Genomic DNA, 12,085 nt, shown 5'->3' with positions numbered 1-12,085 from the left:
TGACTAAAATATTGTGTATGGTTCTAAAAGTAAAATGGGAAGATTTTAAAAGTGAAGTTGAAGACTTCAAGTCTAAAGGTGATGCTCTTATTGAAAAACATATATCTTCGAGGACAGAGGATGAATTCAATAATTTTAAGAAAGAAAAACAATCTTGGGAAAATGCTGTGGTCAGCTATGTGCGAGAATCATTTGAGCCAGAAAACAGAAATTTTGCAAATGAATTCAAAGCCCAAAAAAGATTCAATAAGGGCTTTAAATTAGGTGTTGACCAAAAAGTTAAAAATGAAATACAAGCCCTAAAAGATGAAATCAATGGGCTTGACTACTACTTGAAAATGTTATCCATTTCCGATGCAATTGTAAGACCAGATGAAATTGATTTGAATGTACGCCAAAATTTCGACACCGAAGGCATACTCGACCTAATCCTTTCAAAACTTTACGACCTTTATGACGACGGTAAATATCATTCCATTAACTGGATTCTTGAAGGTAACGGTATAAAATTGAATGGTCGTGGCGAAGATTGGGATTATGGTAGAATGCTTGAAAACCGAGGCTTAATAGAATCAATAAACGGTAAAAATGTAAGTGCTAAACTGAGGCTGGAAGGAAAATATGCCATAGAACAAGCGAGAAAGGCCAAAATAACTGACTATTCTAAAATTAGTAGTTCCGACGAGGAATTGAAAGAACTGATAAAACAGGCTCTCGTAAAAATAGAAGGATTAGGTTTTGGCCAACAAATTATTTTTGACGAGTTCGATGAGCTTCGCGATGACATTCCGCATTTGAGCAAAAAGTCATTTGGTCAATTATTAAAATCGAAACTTGGCGATTTAGTAACAGCCAAGGCATTTGATAAGGCATTAGCGAGCGAAATATTCAAAGAATTTACAAGTCAAGTATTACCATTTTAATTTATGAAGTTATTAGCAAGAATCAAGAACAAACTCAAACAATTGCTTCAGAAAGAAAAACGGCCTGAATATGAGGTTACGCAATACGTGTTTTCAGATAAACAACGTATAGATGATAAATCTACAGTTTCCTTCTTCGTAAATAATCTTGAGCCAGATAAAAGTGTAACACGAACTTTTGAGAGTGAAGATGAGGCCGTTAATTGGCTTATGGACAATGACGATTTTCGAAGAATGTTATTTGAAAATCTATTTCAAACATCCAATTCTGTAATATTTCATTGCGGTGTTAAAGAGCCCATTACAATACCTAATAAAATGCCTGGGGATATTGATATTCTTCTTTATGAAAAAGCTAAAGAAGATACCGCAATAAGTATAGAATGTAAAATTGTGAAGTCCGAATCTTTAGAGAATCAACCACCAAAAATTAACAAAGTAAACAGCGTTCAGAAAAAAGGAACTCAACAGGCAAATGGCTATGCCGAAATCGGATTCAGCAAAGTGTATCTTTTGATTATAATATTGGACGATGGGCGCAATTATAAAAATCCGAATGTAATGTTCAGAACTACACCAGCGGAATGGTTGAACGAGCTTTATGGATTTAATTGGAACACTCGAATGAATGATGACATTGGAATCATTTATGCACACGTAAACCAATTTACCTCAAACCATATAAATCAGACAAAAGGATTAGGCTTACGAGTAGAGCGAGAGGCTAATCAAAAAATTCAAGATAGCAGCTTAACTGAAAAAATTAAAAACATAAAGGATTAGTATAATTTGAAACGAGAAGGAATTTGCAGAATATGTGGTAAGCACAAACAACTTACTTTTGAACACGTTCCACCACAAAGTGCTTTCAATTCAAATCCTGTGTTTTTTCAAAAATCGGTTCATCTTCACGATAAAAATAGCCCACTATATGGTAAGCAAATTAGAAGTAATCAGGGTGCAGGTGGGTATTATTTATGTAAACCCTGTAATAACCTTACTGGTAGTTATTATGGAGAAAGTTATAAGAAGTTTGCCTATATAGGAATGATGGCGTTAACCAATAGAATTTGGGCATCCAAAACTATAATTTTTGAATATGCCATACAGCCGTTAAATATTTTAAAGCAGACATTATCAATGTTTATGTCCATTGATACGAGCGATCAACTGCTGAATAAAGAAGGACTTTCAAGTTTTATTTTAAACAAAGATTCAAAATCTCTTCCTGAAAGTTTGAGAGTCTTTATTTATCATACAGCTATAACAAAAGTTAGAAATGGTTATGGAATGGCAATAACTGAAAAAGGGAATCATTTTCTTGGGGAAATCACCTTTCCGCCTTTCGGAATTGTTTACACTATAGATTCTGAACCAACACGTGACGACTTTTATGAAATTACTCATTTTAAAAATTACAATTTCAATCAAACTGTTCAGACCAGATTGGAAATGCCTTTTTTGACACCAAAAACTTATATTCCTGGACTATATCTTTAATGTCTGCTTAACAGGTTATTCTTTTCTGAATTAAAGTAAGATTAATTTTTAATACTAAAATGAAATGAAATACAAACTTAAAATTATAATCGGTAGTACCAGACCTAAACGGAAAGGCCAATCATTGCAGATTGGTTTTTAAAAATTGCAAAGTAACATAGCGATTTTGAAATAGAACTATTGGATTATTGACTTTCCTTTAATGGGTGAGCCAAGCCATCCTCGATTGCGCTATTATATGAAATAACATACCAAAAAACTGAGTAATGCGATTTGATGAGGCTGATGCCTATGTGTTTGGAACCCCGAATATAATTATGGTCGTCCAGATACCAATAAAATTGTGATGGATTATCTATTTGAAGAAGGGCAGGAAAAGCCAACTGGCTTTGTTAGTTATGGTGGTGTATCAGTAGGAACAAGAGCTTTCCAAGAATTAAAGTTAACCATTACCACCTTAGGAATGATGTCAGTGCCACAACCCGTAAATATTCCTTCATTGTGAAATTGAAAACACCACTATTGAAATATTACAATTCATATTTTCGATATTAGTGAAGGTTTGAAAGGTTCCAAAATCAAAAACCTCGTGGGGAGTCGGTTTGGCACCTGCCTAAGAGCCCACGAGGTATGAATTGGAAAATACTTTTAAAAAGTTAAGTAAAGCTGGGGAATTAACCCTTAATAGAGATTAAAACTCGTCTCCAGTATTATCATTATCCTGGTTGTTTTGATCACGTGTTATCTTTTTCTGATTAAAGCGATAGGTAAAGGAAAATTAATAGAGCGTGGACGTCGTTGAAATTAACTTTTACTAATAAAGGTATTGGTCGTAGTTAGTGTCTTTCTTTTTCGTGAGTTGAACACGTAACTTACATTTAATCCTAAAGTAGCATTGCCATTAAAAATGTCTTTGCTCAAGGCAAGGTCAACAGACAAAGTTCCTTTATTCTCGAATTGGGCATCATTGGAAGGGCACAGTAAAAAGCGTTGGTTTACCAATCAATCTCGTAAGACAACGACACCTTGGCGCTGCCTCTGGCAAACTGATGGTGTTTTTGGCACTATAATCCACGCCATTAAATTCGTCCTCGGTAGTGAATAGGAAGAAGTTAAAACTTCCATTAAGTCGCAACCATTTTACAGGATTGTATCTGTATAAGAAACCTGCCTCAAAACCAATCCGTTTATTGGTACTCAAATTTATTGGGAGCATACTAATAATTGGAATTCCGTTGGCAGTTTCATTCCCGGTATCTTCCTGTATGCGTTCAAAAGCATCAGTTTCGTATTGATTATAGACTGAAGTTTTGAATGTTGGTTTGCTCCATCGCTTTTGATAGCCAAGATCAAAAGCACTTGAAATATCGGGATCCAGATTGGTGTTTCCTTAAAAATATTCGCCTCACTATAACGGGAAGAAATGTATTTATCCTACGGCCTCTTAGTCCGTTGATTCTTCGCTTATAACTCAATGTGATATTTTATACACGATTGTTCAGTTCGTAAGTAAAATTTAAAGTCGGGAACAATATGGACCACTTTTAATGTGTTTTTATAAATCATATTATGTGTAATTACATGATTTACAAGTAAATACATTTTAGTGAATGTTAAATGATTCCATTTAATATCAAAGTTTAGGTGACCTATTCGGTTACCTCGGATTATTATCTTTTAGATATTAATTCTATTTTTCGTATGGTTTGACTTTCGTTTTTAATGAACATTAAAAAACGAACTATGCGAACATCAAATTTAACAATTACGTTCTGGCAGAACGTATCAAAGAAAACATCTGGCAGTGCACCATTATATGCCAGAATCACTGCAAATGGTAAACGTTTAGAGATCAGTTTGGGTAGGTCTATTCCAATTAAGTATTGGAGTAAAACTACAAAAAGAATGATCGGAAGGTCAAACGAAAGCCAAATGGTCAATGCCCATATTGAGCAAGTTTACTTTAAACTTTTGGAATGCCAAAGACAGTTAAACCTTGAGAAGAAGGCTATAACTGCTCATGCGATAAAAACCTATTATTACAAGGAAGGAAACGATCAAAAAACTTTAGTCGATTTAATAAACTACCATAAAAGAGTAATGGCAAACGTTATCAAGCCAAGCACTCTAAGCCATTATTTTACCACAGAAAAATATTTGCTTGAATTTTTGGAAAATTCCATGAAATCAAAAGATGTCAATTTAATTGATATATCATTTGAATTCATCTGTGAGTTTGAATGTTTTCTTAGAAAAAAAAGCAAGTTGAATCATAACGGCGTTATGAAGCACTTGACCAGATTGAAGAAACTCATAAATTTAGCTATTAAATTAGATTGGTTGGTAAGAAATCCATTTGTTAATTTTAGCATAAGATTTTTAAAGACGGAACGAGACATTCTTAACAAAAATGAATTGGCCGTTATTGAGGGAGCGAGTTTCGATCGTCCATGTTTAGAAATTACTAAGGATATGTTTGTTTTTTCATGTTATACAGGGTTGTCCTATATTGATATTCAAAAACTAAATAGAGATCACCTTGTCAGAGGTAATGATGGTGGGCTTTGGATAAGAGCCAAACGGGTAAAGACAAACATCCCTATAAAAATTCCTGTTTTAGACAAAGCACAGAGGATATTAAATAAATATGCTAAACATTATCGTTTAATCTCATGTGACGCTATCCTTCCAATTTATTCAAATCAAAAGACCAATCAATATCTTAAGGAGATTGCGGAGGAACTTAACATTCGAAAAAAGTTGACTTTTCACGTTGCAAGACACACTTTTGCCACCTTAATAACGCTTTCCAATGGGGTTCCAATCGAGACAGTGGCCAAGCTTTTGGGTCATACAAAATTAACCACAACCCAAATTTATGCTAGGGTTTTGGATGATAAAATAAGTGAGGACATGAAAAACGTTCAGGAGATTTTAAATATGAATTAGTAGGATGTGGAAGTTTGATTTGTTCTTGTCAAATAGATTAAGTTTTGGTATTCATAAGTTAAGCGACGCTTTCAGATGATAAAATACAATTCATCAATTGCTTTTATTATCTCGATAGTAGAAACTTCATAGACTGAAGATCTTGTGTCGTGAGGTTTCTGAGTTCGAGTTTCCCTGCCCATATAAAAGCTGAAGAGAAATTATCGACTTTAATTGTTTAAAATTCAGCCGAAAAAATCTTCAAGTGCAATATGGGTGCAATGCTCAGCTGTTTTCTATAATCAATTTTTATTTTTTGATATTAAATGATAGAGTATTTTATTTTTTATAATTCGATATCAAAAGATTTGAGTTTCCATAATGTATTCAGTTGAGTTTCTTAATTCTACGGAAAAGCTATAGTCCAAAAATTGCTTCTAATTCCATCTGCAAAACTGTAAGTATACATTTCCTTGCAAAAAATGAATTTTTTGAATTAATAGGGTAGGAATTTTAATATAATCGAAAGGTTAATATGCTAAAGTTTTAAAAAAAATAAGGAAAGAAAATATAAGATTTCACCTTAGTAGGTCTAAGGTAAAACCTTAGTTGATTGTGATTTAAATATGGTTAATTGCTGTAAGAAACATAGATAGAGAATCATAATAGTAACTTCTTTGAAGCAATTTAATTTTTATAATTAGAAGAATAATTCATAATGTAAAATTAATTATTTGATTTTCTAAACAAATTTTAAAATTCATTTCTATGAAAAAACTATTCATTCATTGTTTTGTATTCTTCTTTGCATGGTTTCCAATGACCATATTTTCACAGGACTTGCCAGAATTTGTCCCATTAAGCCCTAATGCGGCATCAATTGTAAAATATGGTGAGATTCCTGTCGGTCATTTTACAGGAGTTCCTAATATTGGGATTCCAATTTATACAATAAACTCAGGGGAACTGACACTTCCTCTTACCTTAAGTTATCATGCAGGAGGCAACAAGGTGGAAAGTATAGCTTCATGGGCGGGACTTGGATGGTCGTTGGGCTCCGTGCCATCTATTTCTAGAAGGGTTCAGGGAATTCCAGACGAGGGAGCAGGAGGGTATTTTGACAAATTTTCGAATAAAACAGTATATCAATTATGGAATGAGAGAAATACTAATACAACAGCGTACGGAGCATATAAAGAAGCTCTTTATAATGGGACAGCTGATTCCGAACCTGATATTTTTAGTTATAGTCTTCCTGAAGAGAGTGGTAAATTCTTTTACAATCAAGAAGAGGGAACCTTTATAACCTTTCCAAAATCTAATCTAAAAATTACTAGGAACGGTAATAATTTTACATTAGTAACCCAAAATGGAGTGGAATATTATTTTAATATAATAGAAACTACAATTAGTAATGGGGTTACGCAAGGAAAACGTATTAATTCCACATGGTATGCTTCAACTATCACTTCGCCTTCAAAAAAAGACATTATACGTTTTAGTTATCAAATGGAAAATCATATTACTAAAACTAAGAATGTTGTAAACAAATACCACTATTTAGGTGGGGTAACAAATGGGTTGCCTTCTGATAGCGGAAGTTTGTTGACCATTAACTCAACTAATGCCATTGTGGTTGATTCTATTCTTTTTGACGAAGGTTATATAAAGTTTAATAGAAATGTGGGATACAGGGATGATCTTGATGGAGGTAAAAGCCTTAATAATGTTTCAGTATATGATGCTAAAAACGAACTTCTCAGTAAACACCAATTTACCTATAGATATAAACAAGGCACAGCTGGTGGTACATCATGTTATAATGCCGACAGTTATAGCAGAAGGTGGATGTTACTAGATAAAATTGAACAAGTATCGGTAACTGATCCTGATATTAAACTATCACATCTTTTCACTTATAATGAAAATGGATTTCCTTCTTGTAGATACAGTGCCGCCCAAGATTATTGGGGGTATTACAATGGAGAGGACTTAAATGCAGACCTGACTCCCCCTTATTACCTTCCAGGTCAAAGTAATCAAATTTCTGGGGCAGAAAGAGGCGTCGATCCAACAAAATCACATTATGGTATTTTAACTAAAATCACCTATCCAACAGGTGGTTACACCGAGTTTGATTTTGAAAATAATATGGTTTATGCAAATGATCTTCCCCCGCAATATGTTTCAAATAATCAAATATTAGCAGGTGAGGAATATTTTGATGCAGGAGATACACCAGACGGAACTGATCTTTTTCAAAAAACATTCACTATTAATAATCCAACAGATCCTGTATTAAATAATAATAATATTAATGGAGGTGCCAATGTTAGCTTTACCATTGGAAATCCAGGGTGCGATTTGAGCGGAGGATCAAACCCTTGTGCTTTGTTTACTATTACTACTCCTACATCTAACATGTATTATATTCAAATAGAAGGTTCTTCTTTTTATTTACCTAACGGAACATATACAATGACCGCTAGTTTTAATCAGCCTTATCCTGGAAATGATTACCAAGACTTTTATTTTATTGCCAATTGGCAAGAGATTGATCCCAATCAATCAGGAAATACATATTCAGGTGGTTTACGGATCAAACAAATCAGAAGCTATGTCAATGCAACTTCCCAACCAATGACAAAAAATTATAAGTACACTACCACCTTTGATTCGTCTGTTTCATCTGGAGATGTTTTTAGCACCCCTAACTTCAGTCATGTTCAAAATGTAACTTACAATACTCTGGGTAACGGACAAAATGGTGGTGGATCGTTTACATCTCTTCTTCTAAGAGTTCGATCAGTAAGTAATATGCAACAAGTCACACATTCCGGATCGGCTGTTGGATACAGAACGGTTTTTGAAGAAATTGACAATGCCAATGAGAGAGGGTATACGGAGTATCAATTTTCTAATAGTAGAGATGAAGGTAATGATAGTTTTCCCTACCCACCAGCAGAGAGCTTAGAACTTGAAAGAGGACAACTCCTTAGACAGAAAAGTTTCAAAAAGGCAAGTACAGGATTTGATTTAGTTCAAGATAAGCATTTAACCTACACAAAAGTACCATTCGATATAGGGAGTGTACATCCCAAATCTTCTTTTGCAATTAAATGGGGGAGTTTGATAATTGATGAAACACAAAACCCGCTTGTTTATTTAGATTTAAGTATGATTGATTATTTTGTGAAAGGTGGCTGGTATAATTTGTTTAGTGAAGATGTCACGAACTATTATGACAATGCCATTAGTACAACTAGTACCTATTTTTATTATGACAACCCTGTTCACTTATTAAAAACTAGGACAGAGACCATTGACAGTAAAGGAGAGAGGTTAGTATCCATTGTTAAGTATCCTCAAGACATTGGAAGCCCTACTGTTGCAGAATCGGGACTTATTGCTCAAAACCGTTTAGGAGAAATTATTGAGACAAGTAGTTATATGGATTTGAATAATAACCTCATTGCAGATTCCAATGAACTTTTAAGTAAACAACAGAGTGATTATAGAATTTGGTATAATGATATAATTTCCCCAGAATACTTTCATACAAGCAAAGGAGCTAACAATGCCCCTGAAAACCGAGTTGTTTTTCATTCCTACCATGAAAATGGCAAAGTAAAAGAAGTTTCTAAGACAGAAGGCGCACATATAGTTTACATCTGGGGCTATGACCAAACGCTTCCCGTAGCCAAGATAGAGAATGCTACTTTTGGTCAGATTCCAACGACAGTTTATAATGCGATTTTGTCAGCTTCCAATTCTGATATCGACGACCTTACAGAGGATTCCCTTAGGTCAGAGTTGGAAAAACTTAGAGATCCAACCTATTGTCCGAATCTCTCAAATGCCTTGGTGACTACCTACACCTATGACCCACTGATTGGCGTCACAAGCATGACGGATCCAAAGGGCTATACGGTCTTTTTCGAATACGACGGTTTCAGCCGCCTGGAGCGTGTCAAGGATGGCACGGGCAATATCCTGAGCAATAACCGCTACCACTACAAAAACCAATAAAACCCCTGCATATATGAAACTTTCCTATACCATAATTGTCCTTCTGTTGCTTGTTTTGTCCAATGGTCGCACCATGGACGCCCAGAATGCCAGGGAGCAGCTCTTCGGTACCTGGTATTTCGATTACGGCAGTTCAATTTCCAAAATGGAGAACAGGATTAGGTCCAAAATGGATTCTCTGCCAGGCCGCCGGCTGTTGGTCGAACGTTTCTATAGGGACAGGAAGATGAAATTCGATCCGGACGGAACCTATTTCCTGATATTGGGCAACGGGGAGACCTCCCATGGGATTTGGGTGCTGAACAAAAACTCAGTACAAATAACCCATCCCGACGGCAATGTGGATAGTTTTGAGATAAAGGCCCTGGACACACGGATGCTGGTACTGAGGCACCGAAACAATGGAAAGGGCAGGTTGGTACTTCCGGAATGGCACTTCATCAAAAATTAAAATCCTCTATCATGGTCACAAAAAATAAAATTCACCTTTATGGTTTTCGGGTCCTGACATTGTTTTTCGCTTTAAGCGTACAATTTCTGTATGGCCAGAATATATACCTGACGGGGCCCACGAGCGCCCCTCAGGGTAGTACGAAACACTATGGTGTGGCTGGGGGCAGCCTGGGGAATGACTACGATTGGTACACCACCTTTTATGACGACACCTCCTCGTTCAACGCCTATGGAGGTAATGTCACATGGGGCACAGCAGGGACAAATTACCTGATGGTGGACTATTTCTCCAATTACAACTTGTACTATGCAGAACTGGAGGTCCAGGTAGCCTCATCGGCACCTGCAGCACCGGGAAGCCCGACCATTTCCAGTAACACGAATGGTGTAGCGGTGCTCCAACGGTCAGGGGTACCGCCAAGCGGTGTGACATGGTACTGGCAGGGCAAGACGCCCAACGGCACCAGTTCCGGTTTAGGTTCAGGGCCTACCTTTACTGCCAATCAGGGCAGCGGGACTTATTACATCCGGGCCAGAAATGGCAGTGGTACCTGGAGCACCGGCACGGGCTCTGTCTATGTGGCCATGTCACCGCTCCCGACTTGGTATTCCGATACGGTTGACCAAGATGGCCTTGGGGACCCCAACGTTTGGGTGACACAGGCTACTGCCCCTACAAATTATGTGTCCAACAACCTGGACCAGTGCCCTAACGAGTACGGGCTGGCAGCCAACAACGGCTGCCCTGTCTGCGGACCGAGCGATGAAAACTATATACACACTATCACGCCAAGGGTACCGACCTCAAATATATCGGGACTCCAAGAGGATGAGAAGATAGAGAGCATCACCTATTTTGACGGTCTGGGAAGACCCAAGCAGAACATCGGCATACGTGCGGGCGGTGATGGAGAGGATATTATTGCACATATAGGGTATGATACCTATGGCAGGCAGGTCAAGGAATACCTGCCCTATGCCATTGCGAGTGCATGTGGCACCTACCAGGCCGATGCCCTCGTTTCAACGATCGGTTTTTATGAGTTTTCCACCAAGTACGGAAACACGACAAACCCCTATTCAGAAAAGGAATTTGAGAGCTCGCCCCTGAACAGGGTGCTGAAGCAGGCGGCGCCGGGCCATGACTGGCGCCTGGGTGGCGGCCATGAGATAGGATTTGAATACGCGGCCAATACCTTTGATCCCAACAGCCCCACAGACCCTGCGAACGACAATGTCAGGCTGTACCGTGTGGAGCTGGCCTATGCCGACCGCACCTATGCCCCAAGTCTATCGTTGGTTCCCGGTGCACTCGGCTATTATGGTCAGGGTGAACTCTACAAAACCGTCACCAGGGACGAGAACTGGACCAATGGGAAAGCGCACACGGCCGAGGAGTTCACCGATAAGCAGGGCAGGGTCGTGCTGAAGCGCACCTACGGCGATTCAAAAGTGGGGAGCGTGATCGTGCCCAACGCACCGCACGACACCTATTACGTGTACGATGACTATGGCAACCTGACCTACGTGCTGCCCCCGAAGATGGAGGCCTCTACCTCACCTTGGGCAACAGTCAATGCCCAATTGGACGAACTTGGTTATCAATATACCTACGACCACAGGAACCGTCTTGTGGAAAAGAAGATCCCAGGAAAAGACAGGGAGTACATCGTCTATAACAAACTGGACCAGCCCATCCTGACGCAGGACGCCAACCTGAGGGCACAGGACAAATGGCTGTTCACCAAATACGATGCCTTTGGAAGGGTGGCCTATACAGGGGAAATGACCAGGGGCATTGGCAGGGCAGCCTTACAGGATGATGCCGATCTCAGGAATCCGCAATTCGTTACCAAGCGAACCTCTGATACAACAATGGTTGGCGCAACGATCTATTATAACAACGAGTCCTACCCGGTAAATTTTATTACGGAGATCTTGACGATAAACTATTACGACAACTATACTTTTGATGGCTTTGTGGCCATGCCAGCAACACATGACGGGCAGAACATCCTGAATCATGACAACAGTCCCGGTACCCAGAAGTGGACCAAGGGACTGGCGACCGGCAGCAAGGTAAGGGTGCTCGACCAGGTCCCCGCCAAATGGATCACCACCTATACGGGATATGACACCAAGGGAAGCCCAATTTATGTAAAGAGCGTCAATGATTATCTGGTCACGACCGATGTGGTGATAAGCACTTTGGACTTTACGGGGGCCGTCGAAAAAACAAAATCCTGGCACAC

Annotated in this window: 9 protein-coding genes and 1 pseudogene; 8 read left to right on the top strand and 2 right to left on the bottom strand. The window is 38.3% G+C overall.

The annotated features are described in order from the left end of the window. The first annotated feature begins 17 nt into the window (after positions 1–17). From MWU32_RS03280 to MWU32_RS03265, 4 genes and pseudogenes are all read left to right on the top strand, one after another. Positions 18–923 (top strand): hypothetical protein, encoded by a 906-nt coding sequence (locus MWU32_RS03280; protein ID WP_246937753.1) that lies wholly within the window; start codon positions 18–20, stop codon positions 921–923. Positions 924–926: 3 nt separating this feature from the next. Then, positions 927–1,706 carry a hypothetical protein gene (locus tag MWU32_RS03275; protein ID WP_246937752.1) on the top strand — a complete coding sequence of 260 codons (780 nt, stop codon included), beginning with the start codon at positions 927–929 and terminating at the stop codon, positions 1,704–1,706. A 99-nt stretch (positions 1,707–1,805) separates the two neighbouring features. Beyond that, positions 1,806–2,423 carry a hypothetical protein gene (locus tag MWU32_RS03270; RefSeq protein WP_246937749.1) on the top strand — a complete coding sequence of 206 codons (618 nt, stop codon included), beginning with the start codon at positions 1,806–1,808 and terminating at the stop codon, positions 2,421–2,423. Positions 2,424–2,736: 313 nt separating this feature from the next. Further along, a pseudogene (locus MWU32_RS03265) lies at positions 2,737–2,928 on the top strand (hypothetical protein); the annotation flags it as partial. A 299-nt stretch (positions 2,929–3,227) separates the two neighbouring features. Here MWU32_RS03265 and MWU32_RS05395 read toward each other — a convergent pair. Beyond that, positions 3,228–3,344 (bottom strand): hypothetical protein, encoded by a 117-nt coding sequence (locus MWU32_RS05395; RefSeq protein ID WP_262914705.1) that lies wholly within the window; start codon positions 3,342–3,344, stop codon positions 3,228–3,230. Positions 3,345–3,387: 43 nt separating this feature from the next. After that, a complete protein-coding gene (locus MWU32_RS03260) occupies positions 3,388–3,789 on the bottom strand; it encodes an outer membrane beta-barrel protein (protein WP_317235146.1) in 402 nt (133 codons plus the stop codon). 377 nt (positions 3,790–4,166) lie between these two features. Here MWU32_RS03260 and MWU32_RS03255 point away from each other — a divergent pair, with 377 nt between their 5' ends. The 4 genes from MWU32_RS03255 to MWU32_RS03240 form a co-directional block, all read left to right on the top strand. Next, a complete protein-coding gene (locus tag MWU32_RS03255; RefSeq protein WP_246937747.1) occupies positions 4,167–5,372 on the top strand; it encodes a site-specific integrase in 1,206 nt (401 codons plus the stop codon). Positions 5,373–6,119: 747 nt separating this feature from the next. Next, on the top strand, positions 6,120–9,380 hold the full coding sequence (locus MWU32_RS03250) for a hypothetical protein (RefSeq protein WP_246937744.1): 3,261 nt from the start codon (positions 6,120–6,122) through the stop codon (positions 9,378–9,380). A 13-nt stretch (positions 9,381–9,393) separates the two neighbouring features. Then, positions 9,394–9,831 (top strand): hypothetical protein, encoded by a 438-nt coding sequence (locus MWU32_RS03245; RefSeq protein WP_246937742.1) that lies wholly within the window; start codon positions 9,394–9,396, stop codon positions 9,829–9,831. Positions 9,832–10,418: 587 nt separating this feature from the next. Continuing rightward, on the top strand, positions 10,419–12,085 hold a 1,667-nt coding region (locus tag MWU32_RS03240; RefSeq protein WP_246937739.1), incomplete at its 3' end, for a DUF6443 domain-containing protein.

This window comes from Gelidibacter sp. F63206, assembly GCF_023015735.1.
The sequence above is the reverse complement of the archived record's forward strand: the minus strand, read 5'-3'. Positions and strand labels throughout refer to the sequence as shown.

Bases quoted from the DNA above. Each gene is read 5' to 3' on its own strand.
- MWU32_RS03255 (WP_246937747.1), top strand. From the start codon at position 4,167: ATGCGAACATCAAATTTAACAATTACGTTCTGGCAGAACGTATCAAAG.
- MWU32_RS03245 (WP_246937742.1), top strand. From the start codon at position 9,394: ATGAAACTTTCCTATACCATAATTGTCCTTCTGTTGCTTGTTTTGTCC.
- MWU32_RS03280 (WP_246937753.1), top strand. From the start codon at position 18: ATGGTTCTAAAAGTAAAATGGGAAGATTTTAAAAGTGAAGTTGAAGAC.
- MWU32_RS03275 (WP_246937752.1), top strand. From the start codon at position 927: ATGAAGTTATTAGCAAGAATCAAGAACAAACTCAAACAATTGCTTCAG.
- MWU32_RS03250 (WP_246937744.1), top strand. From the start codon at position 6,120: ATGAAAAAACTATTCATTCATTGTTTTGTATTCTTCTTTGCATGGTTT.